The 518-nt window shown below is 63.4% G+C and carries 1 protein-coding gene; it reads right to left on the reverse strand.

Features of this window, described 5'->3' with window-relative positions; all coding sequences use genetic code 11:
- A partial coding sequence (locus tag ACXJ3V_RS20795; RefSeq protein ID WP_457102252.1) for a carbohydrate ABC transporter permease occupies positions 1-518 on the reverse strand: 518 nt, incomplete at both ends.

Consider the following 518-nt stretch of genomic DNA (forward strand, 5'->3'; position numbering starts at 1 on the left):
CTCCGGGCGCGGCCAGCGGCAACAGCACCCTCCGGAACGCCTGCCACTTGGTGCAGCCGTCGATCATCGCCGCTTCTTCGAGGTCGAMCGGCAGCTGTTTCATGAACGTGGTCAGGTTCCAGACGGCGAGCGGGATGGCGAAGGACAGGTTCGGGATGATCATCGCCTGGTAGGTGTTGATCCAGCCGAGGTCCGTGAAGAACCTCAGCAGCGGGACCACCACCGAGATGCCGGGGAACATCGACGTCGCAATAATAACGCCGAGGATCACGGACTTGAACCGGAACTCCAGCCGGGAGATGGCGTACGCGGCGAACACACCCAGCACCAGGGCGAACACCGTGGTGGTGCCGGCCACGATCAGGCTGTTGAGCAGGGCCTGGCCGAACATGGTGGAGCCGTCGAACACCTTCACGTAGTTCTCGAGGGAGAACGGCGCAGGCAGGAAGGTGTTGTCGAAGATGTCCGCGGTGCGGCGGAGGCTGGAGACGATCATCCAGTAGAACGGCGCCAGGCAG

The organism is Microbacterium sp. P5_E9 (genome assembly GCF_054049175.1).